The organism is Martinezella sp. CNPSo 3890 (genome assembly GCF_057784455.1).
The window spans coordinates 94,384-120,125 of the sequence record NZ_JBXSOR010000015.1 but is presented as its reverse complement, the minus strand read 5'-3'; the positions used below and the strand labels follow the sequence as shown (position 1 = coordinate 120,125).

19 protein-coding genes and 1 riboswitch are annotated in these 25,742 nt (G+C 61.6%); of the genes, 10 read left to right on the top strand and 9 right to left on the bottom strand.

Translation table 11 applies throughout. From position 1 onward, the window contains the following. Nucleotides 1–554 precede the first annotated feature (554 nt). The 5 genes from AC13RC_RS26825 to AC13RC_RS26805 all read left to right on the top strand — a co-directional run bounded on the left by AC13RC_RS26825 (nt 555) and on the right by AC13RC_RS26805 (nt 6,882). On the top strand, nt 555–3,686 hold the full coding sequence (locus AC13RC_RS26825; RefSeq protein WP_113352723.1) for a helicase-related protein: 3,132 nt from the start codon (nt 555–557) through the stop codon (nt 3,684–3,686). A 3-nt stretch (nt 3,687–3,689) separates the two neighbouring features. Continuing rightward, nucleotides 3,690–4,094, top strand: a complete 405-nt coding sequence (locus AC13RC_RS26820) for an RNA-binding S4 domain-containing protein (RefSeq protein ID WP_113352722.1) — start codon at nt 3,690–3,692, stop codon at nt 4,092–4,094. A 206-nt stretch (nt 4,095–4,300) separates the two neighbouring features. Further along, entirely contained in the window at nt 4,301–4,639 is a 339-nt protein-coding gene (fdxA, locus tag AC13RC_RS26815) for a ferredoxin FdxA (RefSeq protein WP_069611537.1), read from the top strand. 399 nt (nt 4,640–5,038) lie between these two features. After that, the gene (locus tag AC13RC_RS26810) at nt 5,039–5,611 is read left to right on the top strand and encodes a CarD family transcriptional regulator (RefSeq protein ID WP_069611538.1); all 573 of its coding nucleotides are present in this window, start codon (nt 5,039–5,041) and stop codon (nt 5,609–5,611) included. 407 nt (nt 5,612–6,018) lie between these two features. Further along, nucleotides 6,019–6,882 (top strand): RNA polymerase factor sigma-32, encoded by an 864-nt coding sequence (locus AC13RC_RS26805; protein ID WP_092719018.1) that lies wholly within the window; start codon nt 6,019–6,021, stop codon nt 6,880–6,882. 28 nt (nt 6,883–6,910) lie between these two features. Here AC13RC_RS26805 and AC13RC_RS26800 read toward each other — a convergent pair whose 3' ends face one another. The 5 genes from AC13RC_RS26800 to AC13RC_RS26780 form a co-directional block, all read right to left on the bottom strand. Further along, a complete protein-coding gene (locus tag AC13RC_RS26800) occupies nt 6,911–8,335 on the bottom strand; it encodes a M48 family metalloprotease (RefSeq protein WP_246661196.1) in 1,425 nt (474 codons plus the stop codon). Nucleotides 8,336–8,713: 378 nt separating this feature from the next. Then, complete coding sequence (locus tag AC13RC_RS26795; RefSeq protein ID WP_488559065.1) at nt 8,714–9,442, bottom strand: thiamine ABC transporter ATP-binding protein; 729 nt, start codon at nt 9,440–9,442, stop codon at nt 8,714–8,716. Further along, on the bottom strand, nt 9,435–11,072 hold the full coding sequence (gene thiP / locus AC13RC_RS26790; protein WP_488559064.1) for a thiamine/thiamine pyrophosphate ABC transporter permease ThiP: 1,638 nt from the start codon (nt 11,070–11,072) through the stop codon (nt 9,435–9,437). The genes AC13RC_RS26795 and thiP overlap by 8 nt, the downstream gene beginning before the upstream one ends. A gap of 10 nt (nt 11,073–11,082) precedes the next feature. Further along, entirely contained in the window at nt 11,083–12,111 is a 1,029-nt protein-coding gene (thiB, locus tag AC13RC_RS26785) for a thiamine ABC transporter substrate binding subunit (RefSeq protein ID WP_488559053.1), read from the bottom strand. 50 nt (nt 12,112–12,161) lie between these two features. Then, nucleotides 12,162–12,278, bottom strand: a riboswitch (TPP riboswitch). 70 nt (nt 12,279–12,348) lie between these two features. Next, nucleotides 12,349–13,884, bottom strand: a complete 1,536-nt coding sequence (locus AC13RC_RS26780) for an MDR family MFS transporter (RefSeq protein WP_488559052.1) — start codon at nt 13,882–13,884, stop codon at nt 12,349–12,351. Between the two features lie 166 nt (nt 13,885–14,050). On the opposite strand from AC13RC_RS26780, the gene AC13RC_RS26775 reads away from it, so the two are divergent. The 5 genes from AC13RC_RS26775 (at nt 14,051) to AC13RC_RS26755 (ending at nt 21,808) form a co-directional block, all read left to right on the top strand. Next, nucleotides 14,051–14,578: a MarR family winged helix-turn-helix transcriptional regulator gene (locus AC13RC_RS26775; protein ID WP_113331467.1), complete on the top strand. Its 528-nt coding sequence runs from the start codon at nt 14,051–14,053 to the stop codon at nt 14,576–14,578. A 72-nt stretch (nt 14,579–14,650) separates the two neighbouring features. Then, entirely contained in the window at nt 14,651–15,304 is a 654-nt protein-coding gene (locus tag AC13RC_RS26770; RefSeq protein ID WP_113331469.1) for a thiamine diphosphokinase, read from the top strand. A gap of 2 nt (nt 15,305–15,306) precedes the next feature. Beyond that, nucleotides 15,307–17,136 carry an ABC-F family ATP-binding cassette domain-containing protein gene (locus tag AC13RC_RS26765; RefSeq protein ID WP_488559051.1) on the top strand — a complete coding sequence of 610 codons (1,830 nt, stop codon included), beginning with the start codon at nt 15,307–15,309 and terminating at the stop codon, nt 17,134–17,136. A 323-nt stretch (nt 17,137–17,459) separates the two neighbouring features. Further along, nucleotides 17,460–18,635 (top strand): efflux RND transporter periplasmic adaptor subunit, encoded by a 1,176-nt coding sequence (locus tag AC13RC_RS26760; protein WP_173004603.1) that lies wholly within the window; start codon nt 17,460–17,462, stop codon nt 18,633–18,635. Further along, a complete protein-coding gene (locus tag AC13RC_RS26755) occupies nt 18,632–21,808 on the top strand; it encodes an efflux RND transporter permease subunit (RefSeq protein ID WP_113352714.1) in 3,177 nt (1,058 codons plus the stop codon). The genes AC13RC_RS26760 and AC13RC_RS26755 overlap by 4 nt, the downstream gene beginning before the upstream one ends. A 208-nt stretch (nt 21,809–22,016) precedes the next feature. On the opposite strand, the gene AC13RC_RS26750 is transcribed toward AC13RC_RS26755, so the two are convergent. Genes AC13RC_RS26750 through AC13RC_RS26735 form a run of 4 tightly spaced genes read right to left on the bottom strand, consistent with a single transcriptional unit; the run spans nt 22,017 to nt 25,725 of the window. Next, nucleotides 22,017–22,745: an SIS domain-containing protein gene (locus tag AC13RC_RS26750; RefSeq protein ID WP_113352713.1), complete on the bottom strand. Its 729-nt coding sequence runs from the start codon at nt 22,743–22,745 to the stop codon at nt 22,017–22,019. A 21-nt stretch (nt 22,746–22,766) separates the two neighbouring features. Then, nucleotides 22,767–23,924, bottom strand: coding sequence for an N-acetylglucosamine-6-phosphate deacetylase (gene nagA / locus AC13RC_RS26745; RefSeq protein WP_488559050.1), 1,158 nt, complete (start codon nt 23,922–23,924; stop codon nt 22,767–22,769). Beyond that, complete coding sequence (locus tag AC13RC_RS26740) at nt 23,924–24,955, bottom strand: SIS domain-containing protein (protein WP_488559049.1); 1,032 nt, start codon at nt 24,953–24,955, stop codon at nt 23,924–23,926. The genes nagA and AC13RC_RS26740 overlap by 1 nt, the downstream gene beginning before the upstream one ends. Next, complete coding sequence (locus AC13RC_RS26735) at nt 24,952–25,725, bottom strand: GntR family transcriptional regulator (RefSeq protein WP_488559048.1); 774 nt, start codon at nt 25,723–25,725, stop codon at nt 24,952–24,954. The genes AC13RC_RS26740 and AC13RC_RS26735 overlap by 4 nt, the downstream gene beginning before the upstream one ends. Between the last annotated feature and the right edge of the window lie 17 nt (nt 25,726–25,742).

The following is a 25,742-nucleotide window of genomic DNA, read 5'->3' as shown; positions in this document are numbered from 1 at the left end:
CAACCATTCAGAGTCCGGTATGTCCGTGCCAGGGAAGCACTAGATATTGTGGAGAACAGAAACGGAACCGCCTGGAATCTGCGATTCGTCTCCGATTCGTTCCGGCTTTGGCCCGGATGTTAACGCGATCCCTTGATTCACGCGAAACTTCATTATTTACAAATCATTAACCATAATGCGATGGGAAATTTCGCTGGCTGTGCATTCTCCGCTTGACTCCTTTTGCCTTGGAAAAGCTGCGTAAACAAGATTCAGCATTTGGTGTGAATCTTTTCATTGAAATCCATATGTAGTCGTGAACAAATGAAGAACGCAGCGGAGTCAGCGATTCGTCTCCGATTCGTTCTCAAGCTGTTCCGGAATCGCCGGGACTCGCATGGGATGCAGCTGAAATGTATCTTACGGTTGAGACGATCAAATATGAAATCGGTTGTTGTCGTATCTGTTTTTTCATTCGGGTCTTGCCTTTGTCACATATGGTCGTCATCTGTTCGTTTCCTCCAGGAGGAACATGCTGATCGGAAGACGGTAGTTTCTCGCCCATGCACGGACCTATGACTCAGACTTCGCAGCCCATGATCCTGAGCGGACGCGGCGTAACCGCGGTGCTCGGACCAACCAATACCGGCAAAACCCATTATGCTATCGAGCGCATGGTGGCACACGGCAGCGGCGTGATCGGCCTGCCGCTGCGGCTGCTTGCCCGCGAGGTCTATACGCGCGTCGTCGAAAAGGTCGGGGCACACAATGTCGCGCTCGTGACCGGCGAGGAAAAAATATCGCCACCCAATGCGCGCTATTCGGTCTGCACCGTCGAGGCCATGCCGCGCGAGACGCGCGCTTCCTTCGTCGCCATTGACGAGGTGCAGCTTGCCGGTGACCTAGAGCGCGGGCATATCTTCACCGACCGTATCCTGCATCTGCGCGGCCGCGATGAAACCCTGCTGCTTGGTGCCGGCACCATGCGGCCGATTCTCGAACAGCTTCTGCCAGGAATTACGGTTCTCGAACGGCCCAGGCTGTCGCATCTCTTCTACGCCGGGCAGAAGAAGATCACGCGCCTGCCGCAGCGCACGGCGATCGTCGCCTTTTCCGCCGACGAGGTCTATGCGATCGCCGAGCTTATCCGCCGCCAGCGCGGTGGCGCGGCCGTCGTTCTCGGGGCGCTCAGTCCACGTACCCGCAATGCGCAGGTGGCCCTCTATCAGGAAGGTGATGTCGAATATCTGGTTGCGACAGATGCGATCGGCATGGGGCTCAACCTCGATGTCGATCATGTCGCCTTCGCCCAGGACCGCAAGTTCGACGGCTATCAGTTCCGCAACCTCAATCCGGCCGAGCTTGGCCAGATCGCAGGTCGTGCCGGCCGTCACCTTAAGGATGGCACTTTCGGGGTGACGGGGCAGGTGGACCCGTTCGATGACGAGCTGGTGCGCCGGATCGAGGGACACGAATTCGATATGGTCAAGGTGCTGCAATGGCGCAGCAAGGATCTGGATTTCGCTTCGATCGCGGCGTTGCGTGCAAGTTTGGAAGACGCGCCTCGCGTGCAGGGCTTGACGCGGGCGCTGCCTGCGGTAGACCAGCAGGCGTTGGAATATCTGTCACGCGATCTGGAGATAGTCGATCTTGCCAGCAACCCGGCTCGGGTTGAGAAATTGTGGGAGGCCTGTGCGCTTCCCGACTATCGGCGCATCACGCCTGCCCAGCACGCCGATCTCATTGCCGCCCTCTTTTCCGATCTCGTGCGCTATGGCACGGTGAAAGAGGATTTTCTGGCCGAACAGGTGCATCGCGCCGATCGGACGGACGGCGAGATCGACACGCTTTCGGCGCGAATCGCGCAGATAAGGACTTGGACCTATGTGTCGAACCGGCCTGGCTGGCTTGCCGATCCGACACACTGGCAAGAAAAGACGCGGGAAATCGAAGATCGATTGTCCGACGCGTTACATGAGAGGTTGACGAAACGCTTTGTTGATCGCAGGACATCTGTGCTCATGAAGCGCCTGAGAGAGAATGCGATGCTGGAAGCTGAAATCAGTGTGAATGGAGATGTCTTCGTTGAGGGACATCATGTGGGACAGTTGACCGGATTCCGGTTCACGCCTATCGCAGGGACCGAAGGGCCTGATGCCAAGGCCGTCCAGACGGCCTCGCAAAAGGCGCTGGCGCTGGAATTCGAGGCACGTGCCGCACGTCTGCATGCGGCCGGCAACGGCGATCTCGCGATCAGTGCCGATGGCCTCGTGCGCTGGCTCGGCGATCCCGTCGCGCGCCTGTCAGGCAGCGATCATGTCATGCGTCCGCGCGTCATCCTGCTCGCCGACGAGCAGCTGACCGGCAATGCGCGCGATCATGTCGCCGCTCGTATTGAACGTTTCGTGAATCACCACATCAGCACCGTCCTGAAGCCGCTGGACGATCTCCAGCGCGCCGAAGATCTGCAGGGCCTTGCCAAGGGACTGGCCTTCCAGCTGGTGGAGAATCTCGGCGTTCTGTTCCGCCGCGACGTTACGGAAGAAGTGAAGTCGCTGGATCAGGACGGGCGTGCCTCGATGCGCCGCTACGGCGTTCGCTTTGGCGCCTACCATATTTTCGTGCCCGCCCTTCTGAAACCCGCTCCGGCCGAGCTCATTACGCTGCTCTGGGCACTGAAGAATGACGGCCTGGACAAGCCCGGCTATGGCGATCTGATTCCGGTTCTAGCTGCCGGCCGTACCTCGGTCGTTACCGATCCTGGATATGAGCGCACATTCTACAAGCTTGCAGGCTTCCGGTTCCTCGGCAAGCGCGCGGTGCGTATCGACATTCTGGAGCGCTTGGCGGACCTCATTCGTCCGCTCCTGCAGTGGAAGCCTGGCCAGGCTTCGCGCCCCGACGGCGCCTATGACGGCCGTCGCTTCACGACGACGACCGCGATGCTCTCCATTCTCGGTGCGACGCTTGAGGACATGGAGGAAATTCTCAAGGGTCTCGGTTATCGCGCCGATTCGGTGAGGGCGGAGGAGGCTGCGGCCTTCCTCGCTCAGCAAGATGCGGCTGCAACGCCCGCCGCACCAGCTGAAGAAGCCGCAGCCGAGAAGGCCGATCATGATGATGCCGACGCTGCGACCGAAGAGCCGGCTAAGGAAACGGAAGCTGTTACCCAGGAAGCAGCTCCGGCTGCGGATGCGTCGGCTGAACCGGTTTCCGTAGCGATTGAGGCCGCCGAGGCTACCGAAGCTGGTGCCGTTGCCGCGGAAGCGGCAGAGACCAAGCCGGTTCTGCTCTGGCGTCTGGGTGGTCGCAATGACCATCAGCAGCGCCAGGGTGGCCGTGGCCATGGCGATCGTCGCGGCCAGCAGGGCGAGGGCCGTGGTCACCAGGGCAATCGCCGCGGCGGCGGCGAGCAAGCCGCTGGTGAAGGCAATCGCGAAGGCGGTCGTGATCGTCGCGACGGACGCGACAATCGTGAAGCTCGTGGCGGCGATAAGGGTCCGCGCGGCAATCGCGAAGGTGGCCGTCCGCAGCATCAGGGCAACCGTGGCGAACGCGGTGATCGTCAGGAGCGCGGCGACCGCAACAATCGCGGCGCATCGCAGCCGCTGCGCTTCGAAGCCAAGCCGCCGCGCAAGGAAAAGCCGATCGATCCGGATTCTCCTTTCGCCAAGCTCGCTGCCCTCAAGGAGCAGATGAAGAAATAGGCCATGACGGACGAGAAACAGCCATTTTCCGGTTCGCGCCAGCGCATCGACAAATGGCTGTTCTTTGCCCGCATGGTGAAATCCCGTTCGCTGGCCCAGCTCTATGTGCAAAACGGCAGTGTCAGGGTGAATGGCGAGCGGATCGCCCAATCGAGCTTCGGCGTCAAGGCAGGCGATCGGATCGAGCTCTCGCTGGAGCGTCGCGATATTGTGTTGATCGTGCGGGCGGCCGGCGAACGCAGGGGGCCATTCGAGGAAGCCAGGCTGCTTTACGAAGATCTGACGCCGCCGCCGGATGAGACAAAACGTCTCACCCCGTTCGAGCAGGCGTTGCGAGCACCGGGCAGCGGCAGACCCACGAAACGAGATCGGCGCGCAATCGACCGCCTCACCGCCGACGACGATTAGAAAACTCTGCCTGTCGCAGGCGGTTTTCAAGATTGTTTGTCCTTGAAATTGGCTGGCAAAGTGGATACCTCACGATCAACCTGCCGGTAACCCGCCGGACGGCGCGTTTGTGCGTGACGCATTCGTGTGCCCGTTCGGCTCCGTGGAGAGGTGCGACGTTCCAGGTTGCGCATCCGCGGGAACTAGAGACATTCCTGGAGTGCTTCATGACATATGTCGTGACCGACAATTGCATCCGCTGCAAATATACCGACTGCGTGGAAGTCTGCCCCGTCGACTGCTTCTACGAAGGCGAGAACTTTCTCGTCATCCATCCCGACGAATGCATCGATTGCGGTGTCTGCGAGCCGGAATGTCCTGCCGAGGCGATCAAGCCCGATACGGAGCCGGGTCTCGACAAGTGGCTGAAGGTCAATGCGGAATACGCCGCCATCTGGCCGAACATCACCGTCAAGCGCGACCCGATGCCGGAAGCCAAGGAAATGGACGGCGAGCAGGGTAAATTCGAGAAATATTTCTCGGCCAACCCCGGCGCGGGCGACTGATCGAAGGTCGTGACAGGCCAGCGATAAAGGTGTAGTCGATATCGCAGAAAGCGAATCATTGCCGTTGGGCCGCTGGTCGGTCAACGTGGCCATTTTGGCGCGCGTGCAGCAAATTATTGATTTCCTCAGATTTTTGTGATAGGTTCCTCATACTGATCCACTGCGGCATTTCGCATGCCCAAAACCATCACGAAAGCAAATCACCAATCCGTACGCGGTTTCCTTGACATATCAACGTATTGTGTTGTCGGGTCCCGGATCGCGATGGATGGGTTTCTGTTTGCATAAGTCTGGCTGGACCAGGATGAAGTGACCCGACGGTACGTCCGTCTCATCCGGGCCTGACTGACCCGGCACCCCGGCCCTAACGGGGCGCGTAACAGGGAGTTTTTGAAAAGAATGACGACCCAGCAGAAAAAACCTTCAGCAGCACGCCACGGCTTCAAGACTGGTGAAGCGATCGTTTATCCGGCCCATGGCGTCGGTACGATCACTGCGATCGAAGAACAAGAAGTCGCAGGCATGAAGCTCGAGCTGTTCGTAATCGACTTCGAGAAAGACAAGATGCGCCTGAAGGTGCCGGTGGCCAAGGCCATGAGCATCGGCATGCGCAAGCTTTCCGAGACGGATTTCGTCGAGCGTGCATTGAAGGTCGTGCAGGGCAAGGCCCGCGTAAAGCGCACCATGTGGTCGCGCCGCGCGCAGGAATACGATGCCAAGATCAATTCCGGCGATCTGATCTCGATTGCGGAGGTCGTTCGCGATCTCTATCGTGCCGAGAACCAGCCGGAGCAATCTTATTCGGAGCGCCAGCTTTACGAAGCTGCTCTTGATCGCATGGCGCGCGAAATCGCCGCCGTCAACAAGATGTCGGAAACCGAAGCCGTTCGCCTTGTCGAGACCAATCTGAACAAGGGCCCGAAGCGCGGCAAGGTCGTCGACGACGACGACTCGCAGGACGAAGCCGCATAAGGCCAAGACGCCACCATTGCTTCAAAAACCCGGCCTTCGTGCCGGGTTTTTTTCTTTGGAACCTTTTCCGTTCTGCCGCGTTTAAGCCTCGTGTTGGCGGTCGGTGTGGGTACTCTCCTGTGGAGAGGGGGTTCCATACAGGCCGTATTGTAGACATTCACGAGGACCGGCCTATGCGTTTTCACTCGAAGCTCCCCGGCGATCTGAAGATGCTTCAATCGTCAGACCCGTTCGATGAGATCGAACTAGACTAGTCATCGATTATCCGGCCAGCCGGATATCGGTTTCCAATTCGCAATTTCATTCATTGATTTCCGTCCGAACAGCGATGTTCGGAAACGATGCTTGCTGCCCTTTTCGTCGACCGCGGCATAGAGACGATTTGAGGCCGAACCCAGGAGATGCATATGACGAATATGTCTGCAGATCGGCGCATGATCAAAGTTGCGATGGCTGCTCCCTATCTCGATCGCGACGAAGAACACGATCTCGCCATTCGCTGGAAGGATCACGAGGATCGGGGTGCCCGTAATCAGATCGCAACCGCCCATATGCGCCTCGTCATTTCCATGGCGGGGAAATTTCGTAATTTCGGATTGCCGATGAGCGATCTGGTGCAGGAGGGTTATGTCGGCCTGCTGGAAGCGGCAGCCCGCTTCGAACCGGAACGGGAGGTTCGCTTCTCTACTTATGCAAGCTGGTGGATCCGCGCTTCGATCCAGGACTATATCCTGCGCAACTGGTCGATCGTACGCGGCGGCACGAGTTCCGCCCAGAAGGCACTGTTCTTCAATCTGCGCCGTTTGCGCGCCAAGCTTGCCCGCAGCAATTCCAGCGTTACCGTCCAGTCCATCCACGAGGAAATCGCCGTCACGCTTGGCGTCAGCCTCGCCGACGTGCAGACGATGGATGCGCGCCTTTCCAGCAGCGACACCTCGCTGCAGGCGCCTTCGATTGCTGGCGATTCCGAAAGCGCCGAACGCATCGATTTTCTCATCAGCGACGAACCGCTTCCCGACGAGCAGGTCTCCGACATGATCGATGGCGAACGCCGTCGCATCTGGCTGGCATCGGCTCTGAAGCATCTCAACGAGCGCGAAATGAAGATCATCCGGGCGCGTCGTCTTGTCGAAGATGGCGCAACGCTGGAGGAACTCGGCGCCGATCTCGGCATTTCCAAGGAGCGCGTGCGGCAGATCGAAAGCCGCGCCATGGACAAGCTCCGCAATGCGCTTGTCGATGCGGACCCGCGCATGGCAAGCTACGCCTGAGGCAGATCTTCTCCCGGCTGGGAGCGATCTATTCCGAGATAATTTTGACCCTATCGCCCGGCGCAATCGTCGCCCCGGTTGGTAGGGCATTGATCAGTTTGAACAGGTCGAGCTTGCGATCGGTGCCCATCATGCGGGCAGCGAGCGTGGTGATGGTGTCGCCAGGCTTGACGGTGACGACACGTACGCGCAGCGGCTTCAGCGAGGCCGCCTCCTCCGGCGTCATATGCCGGAAGCTCGCGCGCAGGACATTGGCGGTCTGATCGAGCTGGGCGATATTTCCTTTCGGCACTGCCGTCAGGAAACGGAAGATCTGCGTGCGATCGCGGATCACCGTGACATCGAAATCCCAACGATCGGCAGAGGCGCGCGCTGTCGCGGCCGGCATGCCATTGACGGTGATCGACTGAATCGAATTGGGATCGAGGCCCGTGACCCAGCCACTGGAAATATAGTTCGTCAGATTCTGGTTCTGGGTATCGGCAACGCCATCGAAACGAATGGCGATATCGCCCGGGCCAGTCGCCATGACGGCTTCGACCTTGTTGTCGATGCGGAAGTCGGGCGGCACGTCGAAGCGGATGCCGAGGCCGCCGTGCAGGAAGGTCTGGCCGCGCACATAGCCTTCCTCGGGGCTGTCGCCATAGAGCAGTCCATCGATGCCGTTCAGGTAATAATCGCGGCCGATGTCGCCGACCTTGCCTTCCTCGCCGAATTCGCGGGCATGCGCCTTGGCAAGATCGATGCGCTGCGGCGTGCTCGGGTGGCTCGAAAGGAAGTCCAGGCTCTGGTCGACGTCGGAATTGGCCGACATGAAGCGGCTGTAGTCTTCCATCGCGTTCAGGAAGCGAGCGGCGGCATAAGGATCATAGCCGGCTTGGCCGAGCGTGCGAATGCCAATCTCGTCGGCCTGCAGCTCCTGCTGGCGCGAGAAGGCGGCAAGGCGCAGCTTGCCGCGGGCAAGCGCCTGCTTGCCGGCCAGATCGCTCGACAGGACTTCCGAAACGACACGGCTAGCGATGACTTCGGCCTCTTCGCGCTTCTGCCTTTCGATGCCGTGGTTGGCGGTGACGTGCGCCATTTCATGCGCCAGCACGGCGGCGACTTCTGAAGCGTCGTTGGCGAGCGCCAACAGGCCGCGCGTGACATAGAGATAGCCGCCCGGCAGCGCGAAGGCGTTGATCGAGGGAGAGTTGAGAATGGTGATGCGGTAGGACTGCTGCGGATTTTCCGACACGCTGGTCAAGGCGCCGGCGATGCGGGCAACGAGCCTCTCTGTCTTGGCATCCTTGTATTCGCCGCCATAGCTTGCGAGGATACGCGGATGTTCGCGAGCGCCCATCTGCGCGCGAGGATCGTTCTTCTGGACTTCGGAGACGATCTGCGGATTGGCGGAGGGAGAAACGCTCGGCTGGTAGGATTGATCCAGCACCGTCTGGCAGCCGTTCAACATCGCCGCGGCCGTAAGGACGGGGACAAAGCGGCGCAAACGGGCTGCGACGGTCGCATCGATCCTTCGTTGTGCTCGCTTGCTCTGCTTCAGGACCTGCATCCTACTCATTTCGCTGTCATGCCGGCTCGGCGCCAAATCCGGTTGATCCTTACCGGGCCGATCATCGTCGTGCGCCGACAAAGGTTACTTCCGCCCCCATCTATCCGCATTTACCCGGACGGTCTCCACCCCTTGCTGTAGCCGATTTTGGCACCGGTTGCATAGCGAGACTCCGTTTAAATGTGGCGGCGTTGTATTTTAGCAAGCATTCCCCAAGACTTTCAGCCGCTTGCCGCGACGAAATTAAGGCAAAACCGGCGGCAAGATGCTGCGGCGCAATCAATGTTGCAGAAATGTGGTCAGCGCCGGAATGCCGTCTGTCTCCAGGAAGGTCCCGATGGGAGCGGCGAGCTTGATGGTGCCGCCATCGATGAAGACGGCGTGGTCGGCAAGGCGCCGCACTTCGGCCGGATCATGCGAGACGATCAGCACCGTATTGCCGGTTTCGCGATGCAGGGTTTTCAGGAGTTCGACCATGCCGGAGCGCAGGCCGGGATCGAGCGCCGCGAAAGGCTCGTCAAGCAATAGGACGGGCTTGTCGCGCACGAGAGCCCTTGCGAAGGCGGCGCGCTGCCGCTCGCCGCCGGAAAGCGTTCCCGGTTTGCGCGTCTCGAAGCCCGGCAGCCCGACGCGCGCCAGGGCTTGCGAAACCCTTTCCCCGTCCTCCTTCGAAAGCTTCAATGACGGGCTGATGCCGAGGCCGACATTGGTGAAGAGATCGAGATGAGCAAAGAGGTTGTTGTCCTGGAAGACGAGCGACACGGGCCGTTCAGCGGGATGCAGGCCGGTTACGTCCTGTCCGGCAAGCAGAATGCGGCCTCGATCCGGCGGTTCGAAGCCGGCTAGCAAATTGAGGAAGGTCGATTTTCCTGATCCCGACGGGCCGGCGACGGCGATGATCTTGCCCTGTGGCAAATCACAGTCGAAGCGGAAATCATGGGTGCCGAGGCGCAGCTCGACACCGGCCATGGCAATGCCCTGTTCCTTCATGTCGCGGCCGTCAGCCATGTCTTCTGCTTTCGTCATCGCGTGCACCCTGGCCGGCCGTACCGGCAATGGTCAGGAGAAGACATACCAGGCCAAGGATCAAGGCATATCCATCGGCATCATTGGTGCGGTAGCTGCCGAGCTTGCTATAGACCAGCCAGGGCAGGGTCATCAGGCTGTCCGAGCCGAAGAGGGCCACCGCGCCGAGATCGCCGAGCGACAGCGCCATGGCGAAGGAGAGGGCTGTGAAGAGCGGCTTGCGCAGGCCGGGCCAATCGATGAGGCGAAGGCGGGAAATGCCGCGAAGGCCGAGGCTTGCCGCCAGACGTTCGGTGCGCCGGACATGGACCGCATAGGCTGGCTCGATGACGCGGATGACGAAGGGCAGCGCCATCAGCGCGTTGATGACGACGATCAGAATGGCCGCAAAGCGGCTCGGGTCGCCCAAGGGCCGGAGTGCCAGGAACCAGCCGGTCGCCAGCACGATGGGTGGGACCAGCAGGATGAGGGAAGAGCTTCCGCTCAGCGCGATTGCCAGGCCGCGGAGGCCGAAGGTCTTTCGGCGATCCGCCGATATCACCGATCGGGCACGGATGATCGCAAAGGATGTCAGGACGGCCAGGAGTCCGGCGGCGAGCGCAATCGCAAGGCTGGTGGCGGCCGCCTGCAGAAAGATCGGCTGGCCGGCGAGCTTGAAGAGGTTCGCCTCAAGGCCGGTGACGACGACCGAAGCGAGCGGCAGGCCGAGAAAGAGCGTGGCCGCCGACAACAGAGCGGCATCGATCCATCGACGGGCAGGCGCCTGCCCATCGATGCGCCGCAGCGCGCGGCCGCTGGTGAGGCCATGATCGTCAGGGGCACGAAACAATGTCATGGCGCCGAGGATGACGAGAGTGACGACGATTTGCAGAAGCGACAGCATGACGGCGCGGCCGGGATCGAAATCGAAGCGCAGCGCCTGATAGATCGCCACTTCCAGCGTTGTCGCAGCCGGACCGCCGCCGAGGATCAGGACCAGTGTGAAGCTGGTGGCGCAGAGCATGAAGATCAGCCCGGCGATGCCGGGAATGAGGCCACGCAGGACGGGCCATTCGATGAAGCGGAAGACCGAGGCGGGCCGCATGCCGAGTCCGCCGGCCACAAGCCAATATTCCGCAGGAACACGTTCCAGCCCGGCAAGCATCAGCCTGCTGGCGAGCGGCATGTTGAAGAAGACATGGGCAAGCAGGATGCCGGCAAGGCCGTAGATGCTGATAGGTTGCGACAGGCCGAGAGTGGCGAGGGCCTGATTGAGCAGACCTTGCCGGCCCCATATGCCGAGCAGGCCGAGCGCGCCGATCAGCACGGGCAGGCCCATCGGCACGGCCATCAGCCGGATGAGCCAAAGGCGGCCGGGAAAGCGCGGCTGGCGCGCCAATGCGCGCGCGACCGGAATAGCGAGTACAACGGAAAGCAGCGTCGAGAGCACCGCCTGCAGCAGCGTGAAGCGCAGGACGCGCAGCAAGTAGGGATCTGCCAGCGGATTGGTACCGCCGGAGTCGATGCCGGCGGCGAGCAGAACGAGCACCGCGATCCCGACGAAGAGCACGATGCCGGCGAGGTTGACTGCCCCGCCGGAAATGGCGCGTCTTCGCTCTGGTGCCGTGAGTATCGTCAAGGCATCAGTTGCCGCTGGTGGCGGCCAGCCATTCGTCGATCCAGGTCTTGCGGTTCTTGTCGACATCGGCGGGGCTCATCAGGAAGGTCTTCGAGGGCACCACGAGCTTGTTGAAGGCGTCCGGCAGCGGCTCCGAAGTGGCTGAAACCGGCATCATCCAATTGCTTGTCGGGATGATGTCCTGGAAGCCCGTGGAGATCACGAATTTGAGGAAGTCGCGGGCAAGCTGCTTGTTCGGCGAGGACTTGATGAGGCCGGCGACCTCGATCTGGATGTAATGCCCTTCCGAGAAGGCGGCTGCCTGATAGCGGTCGGTCTTGTCCTCGATCATATGATAGGCAGGCGACGTCGTATAGGAGAGCACCATCGGCGCTTCGCCCTTTGTGAAGAGGTCATAGGCTTCCGACCAGCCGGGAGTGACAGTCAGGATGCGGCCCTTGAGCTTTGTCCAGGCATCGGCGGCCTTGTCGCCATAGATCGACTTGACCCAGAGCAGCAGACCGAGACCCGGCGTCGAGGTGCGCGGGTCCTCGATGACGATCTTCTGATTGGGATCGCCCTCGACGAGATCCTTCATGCTCTTGGGGGGATTCTTGACCGTCTGGCTGTCATAGATCACGGCGAAATGGCCGTAGTCGTAGGGCACGAAAACATCGTCCTTGAAACCGCCGGGAACCTTGAGGGCCGAGGTGTCGACGCCGCTGGCATCGAAAAGGCCGGTATCCTTCGCTTCATCGATGAGATTGGTATCGAGGCCGAGAACGACATCGGCCTTGGTGCCCGTCCCTTCCAGCTTCAGACGCGAGAGAAGCGCCACGCCATCGGTGACGGCAACGTAATTGACCGTGCAGCCGCAGGTCTTCTCGAAAGCGGCCTCGACCTTGGCGCCCGGACCCCAGTCGGCGGTGAAGCTTTCATAGGTGTAGATGGTCAGAGTCTTGTCGGCTGCTTCGGCCGTCTGGGCGGCAAAAAACGACGTTCCGGCGGCAAAGGCCAGGCCTGCGAAGAATGACAATAGCGAACGGTGTTGCATGACAGCGCCTCCTTTTTGGTTTCGTCTTGAAGGGGAAAAGGGCGCTATGATTTCGTCACGCGTCTAATCCCTCCGCCGGTGTTAGCCGGATCAGGTTCCGCGGGTTGGCCGGTGAAAGCCTCTCAGCCGAAATGTCCGAAGGACATAAGGCACCCCGTTAGAGCGTCGGCAGATTTAGCCTTGTGACGAAGGGATGACAAGGGAAATGATGCCCTTGCCGATTGCAGCATGAACGATTTACTCGGCAGCCTCCGCGACCGCCGGGCTTTCTAATTTCTTCGTCGCCCCCGGAAGCTGCACGTTCTTCAGCGTCAGCGCGGTCAAAAGGCCGAGAAGGCAGATGCCGGCGGCGGTCACGAACAGCGGGCTGAAGGCGCTCGCATAGGCATTGGCGACCGCCTCGCGGGTTGCTTCCGGCAAAGCCGCCATCATCTTCGGCGTCAGCTGCTCGATATCGGATACGCCTGATATGGAGATACCGACATTGCCGAGTTTGGCGGCGATGATGGCGCCGTAGATGGAGATGGCGATGGAGGCGCCGCCCATGCGCGAGAGCGTGACGGCGCCCGTTGCCGCGCCGACGTCACGGGAAGCTGCTGCATTCTGCACGCCGATGACGGGTACCTGCTGCGCAAGGCCGATGCCGATGCCGTGCAGCAGCATCAGGCCGCCGATGATGACGATGGGCGTACCGGCAGGCAGGAAGGCAAGTGAGCCGAACGCGATGGCGCTGCAGGCAGCACTCGCGACGGCGAAGGGCTTGTAGCGCCCTCTCGCGGCAATCAGCCGGCCGGCCGATAGCGAGCCGCAGACGATGCCGCCGGTCAGGAGAATGAACAGCAGCCCGGCCATCGATGGCGAAAGGCCCGTCGTCGTCTGCAGGAAGAGCGCAAAATAATTGACCATGCCGATGGCCACGGCGCCGCTTGTGATCGAAATGATCAGCAGAAGGCCGAATGTCGGGTTGCGGAACAACGTCATCGGCACGATGGGCTCCGGTGCGCGACGCTCGATGAAGACCCAGGCGATAGCGCAGATCACGCCGAAGGCGATGATGCCCAGGCACTGCGGCGACAGCAGAGATCCGAAGAGTTCGCTGCCGTCGGCGGCAAGCACGATGCTCGTCGTTGTCAGCGCAAGAACGATTGCGCCGGCATAGTCGATCTTCGGGCGTCGGGCCGGTTTGCGATAGGGAAGCATGGTAGCAAGGCCGGCCAGCACGATAAAGCCGATCGGGACGTTGACGAGGAAGATCGAACGCCAGCCGAAGAGATCGCTCATCGTGCCGCCGAGAACCGGGCCGATGGCGCCGGAAGCCATGAGTACCAGGCTCGAGTAACTCTGGTAGCGGGCGCGTTCCCGCGGCTCGAAAAGATCGGCGTTGACAGCGAAGATCGAGACCATGATGCCGCCGCCGCCGAAGCCTTGAAGGACGCGGGCGGCGATCAGCGTATCCATCGAGACGGCCAGGCCACAGACGGCAGAGCCAACCGTGAAGATCGCGATCGCCGTCATCATCACATATTTGCGGCCGAAGAGATCGCCGAGCTTGCCGTAGACGGGCATGACGGCGGAGAGCGAAAGAAGATAGGCCGATCCGATCCAGCCGAAGCGCTCCAGATGCCCGAATTCGCCGACGATCGTCGGCAGCGCCGTCGAGACGATCTGGTTATCCAGCGTTGCCATGAACATGGCGGTCATCAGAAAAAGGAAAAGAATAAGCCGCCGCTTATGATCCGCCACGAGCGGCGTGAAGCTTGTCTGCATGTCCATGGGGCAGGAAATCCGAACTTGGCCGAAACGTTGCGCGGTCGATCGAATGCGCGGGACGCCCGGTTTTCATAGTTGAGATATATGTGCCATTAGCATATAAATGTCAACAACAGGTGAATGCTGTTTGCATGTTTTATTTCTTTACCGCCTCTGATATGGTGGAAAGATGACATCTGCGACGAATACACGTGAAATTGAAGCCCAGGCCCTGACCGACGACGAGAATCTCCTGCGTATCGGCCATGCGATGACGCGCATGCGCCTACTGACAGGTCGCCGCATGATCGGCAGGCTTGCCATTCAGAGCGTCGCGCCAGGTCTCGAGCTGTCTCATCTCGACGTGCTCGATGTCGTGCGGCGGGCGGAAGAGACGGGCGAAGTCACCGTCGGCACGATTGCCGAGATGCTGCGGATCGATCCGTCGCGGGCGAGCCGCATCGTTGCCGACATGGTGACGCGCGGCGTGTTGCGGCGCAAGGCATCGCAAGCGGACGCACGGCGTATCGTGGTGGTGTTGACCGCGCTCGGGCAGCGATTGCTGTCGGAGATCCAGGCGCAGAAATATTCCGTCATCGGCAGCATCTTCGCCGATTGGACGCCGGAGGAAATCGAGAATTTCTCGCTGCTGTTCGACCGCTACGTCAGCGGCTACGAGCGGGTTTTCCAGGCGCGCATCAAGGAAACGGACGACTGAGCGGTTGGCGCGGTTGTTCTTGAGCATGGCGCTCTTCCCTAGGGATACGACTTTGCGCTATGGGCTTGCCTCATGAGCCAGTCCACCACCTTCACCATCCTGCTTGGCGGCGAGCTTCGCCTGACGGAGCGATTGCGCGATGCGGTTTCCGGCAGCCGTTTCATCGCGGCCGATGGCGGCATGCGCCATGCGCTCGCGCTCGGGGCGGAGCCGGAGCTGTGGGTCGGCGATTTCGATTCCACGCCTGCCGATCTGCAGGGGGCCTTTCCGAATGTCCCCAGGCAGCCCTATCCGGCGGCGAAGGCAGCGACTGATGGCGAGATCGCCGTTTCGGAAGCGATCGATCGCGGCGCCACGAGGCTGATCCTTGCCGGTGCCATGGGCGGCGAGCGGTCGGATCACGCGATCCAGCACCTGCTTTACGGTGTGCATTTGGCCGAAAAGGGCTTCGATATCTTGCTGACCTCCGGTGACGAGGAGGCGGTGCCGCTTCCGCCGGGTGAACTCACGCTGGCGCTGCCGGCTGGCTCGCTGTTTTCGGTCCTCGGATTCAGCGACCTGACGGGTCTCTTCATCGAGAATGCCCGTTACCCCCTGCACGATTTTCATTTGCCCTTCGGCGCGTCGCGCACCATTTCCAATGTGGCGGAAGGCGACGTGCGCTTTTCGCTCGGCAGCGGCAGAGCCATCGTTCTTGCCCGCCCTTATGACCTTTCCGGAGTCTGATCTTGGCCCCTCCCATTCTGAAACTCGACGACATCTTCCTGAGCTTTGGCGGTGCGCCCTTGCTCGCCGGTGCCGGCCTGCAGGTGGAGCCGGGTGACAAGATCTGCCTTGTCGGGCGCAATGGTTCCGGCAAGTCGACGCTCCTGAAGATCGCTGCTGGTCTCGTCGAGGCGCAGTCAGGCGAAGTCTTCCGTCATCCGTCTTCGACCGTGCGCTATCTCGAGCAGGCACCGGATTTTGCCGGTTACAAGACGGTCGCGGCCTATGCCGAAGCCGGCCTCGGGCCTGGCGATGATCCCTATCGCGTCACCTATCTTCTGTCGCATCTCGGCCTGACCGGCGAAGAGGATCCGAAGAATCTTTCCGGCGGGGAAGCACGCCGTGCGGCGCTTGCCCGCGTTCTGGCGCCGGAACCGGATATCCTGCTGCTCGACGAGCCGACGAACCATCTCGACTTGCCGACCATCGAGTGGCTGGAAGGCGAACTGCAGAAGAGCCGCAGCGCGCTCGTGCTGATCTCGCACGACCGGCGTTTCCTGGAGAAGGTTTCGACCGCGACCGTCTGGCTGGATCGCGGCACCTCGCGCCGGCTGGATAAGGGATTTGCCCATTTCGAGGCCTGGCGCGATCAGGTGCTGGAGGCCGAGGAGCTGGAGCAGCACAAGCTCGGCAAACAGATCGAGCGCGAGGAGCACTGGCTGCGCTACGGCGTGACGGCGCGGCGCAAGCGCAACATGCGCCGCCTCGGCGAGCTTCAGGATATGCGTTCGCGCTACCGCGGCCATAGAGGTGCTTTGGGCACCGTACAGGCGGCTGCTTCCGATGCGCAGGAAAGCGGCAAGCTGGTGATCGAGGCAGACAAGATTACCAAGGCTTATAATGAGCGGGTCATCGTCGCGCCCTTTTCGATCCGTGTGCATCGCGGCGATTGCATCGGTCTCGTCGGCCCGAACGGCGCGGGCAAGACGACGCTTCTGAAGATGCTGACGGGTCAGCTCGAGCCTGATAGCGGCACGGTGAAGCTCGGCACCAATCTGGAGATCGCGACGCTCGACCAGAAGCGCGAGGAGCTGAACCCGGAAGATACGCTCGCCAACTATCTGACCGATGGCCGCGGCGAGAACCTGCTCGTCAATGGCGAGCAGCGGCATGTGACCGGCTATATGAAGGAATTCCTCTTCCAGCCCGAACAGGCGCGCACGCCGATCAAGAACCTCTCCGGCGGTGAGCGCGCCCGGCTGATGCTGGCGCGCATCCTGTCGCGGCCGATCAATCTTCTGATCCTCGACGAACCGACGAACGATCTCGATATCGAGACGCTCGATCTACTGCAGGAAATCGTGTCCGGCTTTGCCGGTACGGTCATCCTCGTCAGCCACGACCGTGACTTCCTCGACCGTACCGTGACCTCGACGATAGCGCCCGCCGATCCGGAAGAGCCCGATGGTCGCTGGATCGAATATGCCGGCGGCTATTCCGACATGCTCGCTCAGCGCAAGGGAGCGATCGAGGAACGGAGACGGGCTGAAAAGGCGGCCGAAAAGCCGAAATCGACCGAAGCTTCGGCGTCGGCTTCCGAGGCTTCGAAGGGCAAGGGCAAGCTTTCCTACAAGCAGAAATTCGCGCTCGAAAACCTGCCGAAGGAAATGGCCAAGGCGGAGGCCGAGATTGCCACGCGCGAGAAGAAAATGGCCGATCCGAACCTCTTTTCCAAGGATGCCGCAACGTTCAACCGTCTTGCCGCGGAGATGGAAAAGCTGCGCGAAAGCCTGACCAGGATGGAAGAGGAATGGCTGGAGCTCGAAATGCTGCGCGAGGAGCTGGAGGGCTAAGGCCTATATCCGCTCATCCTATGCGCGTCTTTACTATGCAGTAAAAACAATCGGTTGCGCTCGGTCGCGGCCGGTTCATTCCCTGTTGTCGAATCCGATAAACCGTTTATACATTAAAGCATGCTGCCGGACGACGGGCCGGTTGATACCCCCGGGCCGACGTGGCCCGTGGCGCATGTTGGGGAAGTCCGAAGCGGCCTGATTGGATTGCGCCTGATGGCGACAGGTTCTTCGTAGAAAGTTGCAGACAAATTTCGTGAGCGCTTACCGTGATGACGGCGCCTGATGCCGCATGCGGTTTTTCGAGGGGGGGCTTCATGCCGATGCTGCCGCGTGCCGTGTTGTTCAGCTGTGTTCTTGCCGTTTTTTCGGGCGCCCAGGCGCTGGCGCAGGGTGCGCCGCCGGCTCCGCCCGTCACGGTTGCCAAGCCCATCGTCCGCGATGTTGTCGACAGCGACGAGTTCATTGGGCGCTTCCAGGCGGTCGATGAAGTTTCCGTGCGCTCGCGGGTCGGCGGCTATCTGCAGGAAGTGCATTTCAAGGATGGCGCCATGGTCAAGCAGGGCGATCTGCTTTTCGTCATCGACCAGCGGCCATTCGTGACCGCACTGAATGAAGCGACGGCCTCGCTGGAAGTCGCGAAGTCGTCGCTGACGCTCGCCGATGCACAATTCAAGCGTGCGCAATCGCTGTCGACAACGGGCAGCCAGTCGGCGTCGACCCTCGACGACCGCCGCCGCGATCTCGTTTCCGCCGAAGCGAATGTGCGTGGTGCGCAGGCCGCTGTCGATCGCGCCAATCTCGACATGGATTTCACCAAGATCACCGCACCGCTCAGCGGCCGCATCGACCGTCGGCTGATTTCCGTCGGCAATCTCGTGCAGGCCGATCAGACCGTGCTGACGACCATCGTGTCACTCGATCCCATCGATTTCTATTTCGACGTCGACGAGCGCCGGCTGCTCTCCTATGCCGATGAGGCTCGTAAGAACGGCAGTGCCCTGCAGCAGGGCGGCGGCGGGCTGGATGTGACGGTGACCATCGCCGATTCCCGCCAGAAGCCGTTCAAGGGCAAGCTCGATTTCGCCGAAAACCGCGTCGACAACGAGACGGGCACGATCCGTGTCCGCGCCCGCTTCCCGAACCCTGATTTCATCCTGCAGCCCGGGCTGTTCGGACGCGTTCAGGTGCAAGGCTCGAACAGCTACAAGGCGATCCTGATCCCAGACGAAGCTATCGGCTCGGATCAGAATCAGCGCGTCGTCTATGTCGCCGATACCGCCGGCAATATCACGCCGAAGCCCGTGCGCCTCGGGCCGAAGCTCTATGGCTATCGCGTCATCCGTGACGGCATGACCGGCGACGAGACGATCGTCGTCAACGGGCTGATGCGGATCCGGCCCGGCGTCAAGGTGACACCGCAGCTGATCGAGCTGCCGCAGCAGGCGACGAACGACGAGCCGCCGGCCCAGGCCGATGCACAGGGGACCAGCCAATGAGGTTTTCCCACTTCTTCGTTGATCGGCCGATTTTCGCATCGGTCCTCTCCATCGTGCTGCTGATCGTCGGCGGCATCGCGTATTTCCAATTGCCGGTAGCGCAATATCCCGAGGTTGCGCCTCCCACTATCGTCATTCGCACCTCCTATCCCGGCGCCGACGCCCAGACTATCGCCGATACGGTGGCGACGCCGATTGAGCAGGAGGTCAACGGCGTCGAGGACATGCTCTACATGTCCTCCTATTCCAGTGCCGACGGCTCCATGTCGCTGACGGTCACCTTCAAGCTCGGCACCGATCTCGACAAGGCGCAGGTGCTGGTGCAGAACCGCGTCGCCATCGCCGAGCCGCGCCTGCCCGACGACGTCCGCCGCATCGGCATTACGACGGTCAAGAGCTCGCCCGATCTGATGATGGTCGTGCATCTCCTCTCGCCGAACAATCGCTACGACCAGCTCTACATTTCCAACTATGCGCGTACGCGCATCCGCGACATTCTCGTCCGTCTGGACGGTGTCGGCGACGTGCAGCTCTTCGGCGAGCGGCAATATTCGCTGCGCATCTGGCTCGATCCGGAAAAGCTTGCGGCTTACGGCATGACCGCCGGCGATATCGTGCAGGCGCTGCGGGACCAGAACGTGCAGGTGTCGGGCGGCGCGATCGGCGGGCCGCCGGTTTCGGGCACCAACGCCTTCCAATACACCGTCACGACCCAGGGGCGCTTTTCCGACGCACGGCAATTCCGCTACGTCATCGTCAAGGCAACCGGCAACGGGCGTCTCGTGCAGTTGCAGGATGTTGCGCGCATCGAGCTCGGCGCTCAGGATTACGTCACCAACAGCTATCTGAACGGCAGCCCGGCGGTGGCGCTCGGCGTCTTTGCCCGGCCCGGCACCAATGCGCTCGCCGCCGCCGCCGATATCCAGAAGACCATGGAGGACTTGTCGCAGGATTTTCCGCAGGGGCTGGAATACCGCATCATCTACAACCCGACGGAGTTCATCGCCGAGTCGATCCACGAGGTCTACAAGACGATCTTCGAGGCGGCGGTTCTCGTCGCCATCGTTGTGCTGGTTTTCCTGCAATCCTGGCGAACGGCGATCATTCCGATTGTCGCAATCCCCGTTTCGCTGATCGGCACTTTCGCCTTCCTGCTCGCCTTCGGCTTCTCGCTGAACATGCTGACACTGTTCGGCCTGGTGCTCGCCATCGGTATCGTCGTCGACGATGCGATCGTGGTGGTGGAGAATGTCGAGCGCAACCTCGCACTCGGTATGACGCCGAAAGAGGCGTCACATGTGACGATGAACGAGGTCGGTACGGCTGTGCTGGCAATCTCGCTGGTGTTGATTGCGGTCTTCGTGCCGACAGCCTTCATTCCCGGCATTTCCGGGCAATTCTACCGGCAGTTCGCGGTGACGATCTCGGTCGCGACGGCGATTTCCTGCCTGAACTCGCTGACGCTCTCGCCGGCGATCGCCGCGATCGTCCTTCGTCCGCACAGCCACGAGAAATCCAACAATATCTTCGCGCGCTTCGGCCGTGCCCTGGGTGACGGGTTCAACCGGGGTTTCGAGCGAATGAGCCGCGGCTATTCCTGGATCGTCCGCCACCTCGTCACGACGTGGGCGGCTCTCGCCTGCGCGCTTCTCGTCTTCGCCGGGCTGCTCGCCGGCACATGGTACATGGGCCGGATCGTGCCGCAGGGATTCGTGCCCACGATGGACCAGGGCTATGCCATCGTCGTCGTGCAGCTGCCTGATGGAGCCTCGCTGGCACGCACCAACGCCGTCATCCAGAAGGCGACCGATATCATCAATAAGACGCCCGGCATCGCCAATGCGGTCGCCTTTGCCGGCTTCAACGGTGCAACCTTCACCAATGCCTCGAATTCGGGTGTCATCTTCACGCCGTTCAAGCCATTCGAGGAGCGGTTGAAGAGCGGCGACACGGCCACCAAGATCATCGGCCAGCTCTTCGGCAGCCTGCAAGGCATCGAGGAGGCTTTCATCATCGCCATTCCGCCGCCGTCGATCCGTGGCATCGGCAATTCCGGCGGCTTCAAGATGCAGATCATGGACCGGGAAAATGCTGACATGCGCCGCATCCTGCCGCTCGCCTATCAGATGATGGGTGTTGCCGCGCAGAATAAGGGTGTCAGTGGCGTCTTCACCACCTTCTCCGCCAACAGCCCGCAATATTTCCTGGCGATCGACCGCGACAAGGCGCGGGCGCTCAACGTGCCGATCCCGAATATCTTCGAGACGCTGTCGATCAATCTCGGCACGTCCTATGTCAACGACTTCAATGCCTTCGGCCGCGTTTATCAGGTGCGGGCGCAGGCCGATCAGCAATATCGCATGGACCGTGAGGATATTCTGGCGCTGAAGGTGCGTTCGGCGACCGGAGCGCTCGTGCCGCTCGGCACGCTGGTCGATATCCGGGATACGACCGGGCCGACGCTGGTGCAGCGCTATAACATGTATGTCTCGGTCCCCCTTCAAGGTAATCCGGGGCCGGGCGTCTCTACCGGCTCGGCCCTCGATATCATGGAGGGGCTGGCGAAGAACCTCCTGCCTTCGGGCACGACCTTCGAATGGACGGAGCTTGCCTATCAGGAAAAGCATACCGGCAATACCGCGATCTATATCTTCGCCCTGTCGGTCATCTTCGTCTTCCTGGCGCTGTCGGCGCAATATGAAAGCTGGATCCTGCCGCTTGCGATCATTCTCATCGTGCCGCTGGCGGTTCTGGCGGCGCTGATCGGCGTGCATCTGAGGGGGATGGACAACAATATCCTCACGCAGATCGGGCTTATCGTGCTGATAGGCCTTGCGGCCAAGAACGCGATCCTGATCGTGGAGTTTGCCCGACAAGCGCAGGCTGAGGGAAAGAGCGCCGTCGAGGCGGCCATCGAGGCCAGCCACCTGCGTCTGCGTCCGATCTTGATGACGGCCTTCGCCTTTATCTTCGGCGTCGTGCCGCTGATGATTGCCACAGGCCCCGGCGCGGAAATGCGGCAATCGCTCGGCACGGCCGTCTTTTCGGGCATGCTCGGCGTGACGCTGTTCGGCCTGTTCCTGACGCCGGTTTTCTATGTCGTCCTGCGCCGGCGGCGCAAGCAGGCGGAAGCCGCGCAGGAGCCTTCGGCCACCGATGCCGCGGCACAATGATGCCTGACCAAGCGGCTGGGTGTTTCACGGGAAACGCTCAGCCGCCCTATCCCATTGTTTTTACGGGGTTCAGGTAGGAAGCTGCTGAGAGCTTTCGGATAGGACCTGAGAGCGTTTCAGTTTTTCACGGAATCTCTAAGCCGCTCTATCTCTTTGTTTTCACGCAATCCCGGACGGAAAACCGCTGCGCACTTTTCCTAGAATTGCTTTAGAGATGCGGGTTGCGAGGCCGGTATTTCTTGACCAGCTGCTGGTTGGTTTCCTTGGCGCCCGGCATGTTGGCGCTGAGGTAGACGGGCGGATTGCCATCCTTGCAGAGTTCGGCAGCGACGTCGGCGAAGATGGCGTTCAGGACCGTCGTACCGACGGCTGTCGAGGCCGGCCCGACCTTCAGCTCCGTGCCCGGCAGATCGATCATGGCATCGCCCGGCGGCAAGCCGTTGTCCAGCACGATATCGGCGATATCGGCCAATCTCCGGCGTCCATTGGCGATGGCGGCCGAATAGGCGAGCGATGTGATGGCGATGACCGTCGCGCCGATTTCGCGGCCATAATCGGCCGCCTCGATCGGCGCGGCGTTGACGCCGGAATTGGAGGCGATAATCAGCACGTCGCCCGGCTGCATGCCGTAGCGTTCGAAGACCGGGCGGATAAGCCCTTCGGTGCGCTCATAGACCGAGCTGATCACAGCGCCTTCATGCAGCATTGCGGAGCCCACGAGCACGGGAATGGTGAAGGCGAGGCCGCCGGCGCGATAATGCACCTCCTCGGCCAGCATGTGCGAGTGGCCGGTGCCGAAGACATAGACGCGGCGATCGGCGCGTGCGGCCGCGCAAATGGCGGCCGAAGCCCTGGACATCGGCTCGGCCAGCGTTTCACGCAAGGTTTCCAGCCGGCCGATGAGGGCGGTGAAATAGCTGTCCGTGACTGCGGTCATGCCGAGCCTCCTTTTCAAATTTTAGGCCGAAGGCTGGCCGGAGATCCATGTTTCGGTGACTTCGATGGCGTCGTTGATGTGGACGAGATCGGCGCGGGTTCCCGGCGTCAGATGGCCGCGGTCGGCGAGCCGCAGGAAACGGGCGGGATAGGACGTCGCCATGCGCAGGGCCTCAGCCAGCGGCAGCTCGAGAATATTGACGCCGTAGCGGATGGTGGAGGCCATATCGACATCGGAGCCCGCCAGCGTGCCGTCATCGAGCGTCAGCTTGGAGCAATAGCCGCCCTTGGTGCGATAGACCGTGCGGCCGTTCAGCGTAAAGCTCGGAAGATCGGTGCCGACGAGCGACATGGCATCCGTGACGAAGAACAGCCGGCCTTCACCGCGCTTGGCACGCAGCGCGACGCGTAGCGCTATCGGATCGACATGATGGCCGTCGGCGATGATGCCGCACCAGGGGGCAGGGTGATCGATCGCCGCACCGACGAGACCGGGTGCGCGATGGCCCATCTGGCTCATGGCGTTGAAAAGATGGGTAACGCCGCGCGCACCGGCATCGAAACGCGCATCGGCGGCTTCCGCCGTGCAATCGCTATGGCCGATGCTAACGATGACGCCGCCTTCGGCGAGTGCCTGCACCTGCCGCTCGGTGACCTGCTCGGCCGCAATCGTCACCAGCAATGTGCCGATCGCCTCACGGGCGCGGATGAAGGTCCGGACGTCGCTGTCTTCGACCGGGCGCATCAGCTCGGCAAGATGCGCGCCCTTGCGGGCCGGCGCCAGATGGGGGCCTTCCAGATGCAGTCCGGCGACGCCGCGATTGGCTTTCACGGCCTCGATCGCGCCTTCGATCGCCGCCGCGCTCGCGGCCGCGACATCGGTGATCAGCGTCGGCAGTAGCGATGTCGTACCGTAGGGGCGGTGTCCTGCGGCGATCATAAACATGGAGTCGGCCGAGGGCTCGTCATTCAGCATGCGGCCGCCGCCGCCATTGACCTGCGCATCGATGAAGCCGGGAGCGAGCACACCGCCGTTCAACGCGATCGTTTCGGCATTGTCGGGCACATCATTGGCACCGGTAATGGCATGGATACGGCCATTGCCGATCACCAATGCGCTATCCTCGTGAAACCGGTCGCCATCGAAGATGCGGGCACCGGTAAAGACCTTGTAGTCCATCACATGGTCTCCGTTACCTTGAGGAGATTAGCCGGCTTGTCCGGGTCGAAACCCTTGCGACGCGTCACCGACTCGATGAGACGATAGTAGCACAGCAGCGACACGAGCGGATCGAGCAGGCCGTTGCCCGTCGTCGGCATGCGCAGGTTGATGCCGGCAAGCGGTGCGGTTGAGAAGGAGACGGCGGTGGCGCCGAGCTTCTGCAGGCGTTCGAGCGCCTGGGCATTGTTGGCAAAGGCAGCATCGTCGGGCGAGAAGGCGACAATCGGGAATCCCGGCTGCACGAGGCGCATCGGGCCGTGCATGAGTTCGGCCAGCGAGAAGGCTTCGGCATGAAGGCCGGCGGTTTCCTTGGCCTTCAGAGCTGCTTCCAGCGCGATGGCGAAGGCGGGACCGCGGCCGCCGGTATAGAGTGAGGAGGCATTGAAAAGCACATCCTCGGCAGCCTTGCCGTCGATGCCCGAGGTGGCGGCAAGCGCTTCCGGCAGTTTCGCAAGGCCGTCGATCAGGGCCTTATCCTGCGAAATCGCTGCCGTCACGCCGGCAAGGGCGGCAACCGAGGCGATGAAGGATTTTGTCGCAGCGACGCTCTGTTCCTTGCCAGCATTGAGGCCGAGCACGATGTCGGCCTCCTTGGCGAGCGGGCTGTCGGTGACGTTGACGACGGCGATCGTGGTGGCGCCACCCTTCTTGGCAGCGGCCTGCAGGGCGATGATGTCAGGGCTGCCGCCGGACTGCGAGACGGTGAAGTGGATGCCCCCCTTCAGATGCAGCGGTGCGCCATAGACGGAGGCGATCGATGGACCGACGGAGGCGACCGGGATGCCGCAGGAGATTTCGAAGAGATATTTGAAGAAAGTGGCGGCATGGTCGGAAGAGCCGCGCGCGGCCGTCGTGATCAGCGATGGACGACCGGTCGAGAAGAGCTTTGCGATCTCGGCGAAAGCGGGCTTTTCCTTTTCAAGCAGCGTCGCAACCACCTCGGGCGATTGGCCGGCTTCCGTCAGCATCAGGGATTGGGTCTCGCTCATAGGTCATCTCCAATTCTCAATTCAGCAACAAAATCATAGGCATCGCCGCGATAATGCGAGCGGGTATATTCCACGACGCGCTGGTCGGCCAGGCGGGAGACGCGTTCGATCAGAAGCGCCGGCGCGCCGGCCTTCACGGTCAGGATCGAGGCGGAGGTCGGGTCGAGCGTCACTGCAGTCAGCCTTTGCTGGGCACGCACCGGCTTGAAACCCTTGGCGGCAAGGGCGTCATATAGCGATCCTTCGGATATGGCATCTTCGCCCAGAAACTTGATGGGAACGACGGCGCGCTCGATAGCGAGTGGCTGGCCATCCGCCAGGCGCAGTCGGTCGAGCCGCAACACGGGCTCATCAAGGCGGAGGCCGAGCAGGAACGATTCCTCCGGCGCCGGTGCGCTGACGGTGCGTGACAGGATGCGCGCCGCCGGTTCGCGGCCGCGCGAGCGCATGTCGGCGGAGAAGGAGGAGAGGCGCCAGAGCGGTTGCTCGATGCGCTCGACATGCTGCGAGACGAAGGTGCCGCTGCCGTGGCGGGATTCGATGATGCCCGAGGCGAGGAGATCGCGATAGGCGGTACGCACCGTGACGCGGCCGATTTCCAACGCTCCGGCTAGGTCTCGCTCGCCCGGCAACGCCGTGCCGGGCTTCAGCAAACCTTCCTGGATGAGGCCGATCAGCGCCTGCGCCAGGCGCTTGTAAAGCGGTCCGCTCGCGGTCTCGTCGCTCAAACCGCGATTGTTCAATTCGAGGATCAAACTGGTTCTATCCATGGTGTTTATATAGAACC